Source organism: Vibrio sp. 10N.222.49.C9, assembly GCF_041474985.1.
GTDB lineage: Bacteria > Pseudomonadota > Gammaproteobacteria > Enterobacterales > Vibrionaceae > Vibrio > Vibrio crassostreae_C.
The window spans coordinates 1-238 of record NZ_JBFRVD010000657.1 but is presented as its reverse complement, the minus strand read 5'-3'; the positions used below and the strand labels follow the sequence as shown (position 1 = coordinate 238).

Genomic DNA, 238 nt, shown 5'->3' with positions numbered 1-238 from the left:
ATTCAAATTTGTTCTTGGTGCACCTGAGGCGGTTTCACTCTCAATTTCGGGTGAACCTGTCGACCTTTCTAGGTATACTGCGGGCAAAGTAGCACGTTTCACTGCAGAGTAACTATGCATCACGAATCTCCAATTAAGCGTCGTTCTTCGACTCGCATCTATGTAGGCGACGTACCTGTTGGCGACGGCGCACCTATTGCCGTTCAGTCAATGACGAACACCCGCACTACAGATGTAG

At 49.2% G+C, this 238-nt stretch carries 1 protein-coding gene and 1 pseudogene; both read left to right on the top strand.

Annotation, left to right across the window (positions count from 1 at the left end; all coding sequences use genetic code 11):
- Nucleotides 1-112: RodZ domain-containing protein (locus AB4585_RS24935; RefSeq protein WP_372171437.1), on the top strand; the 112-nt coding region annotated here is incomplete at its 5' end.
- Between the two features lie 2 nt (nucleotides 113-114).
- A pseudogene (locus tag AB4585_RS24930) lies at nucleotides 115-238 on the top strand (4-hydroxy-3-methylbut-2-en-1-yl diphosphate synthase); the annotation flags it as partial.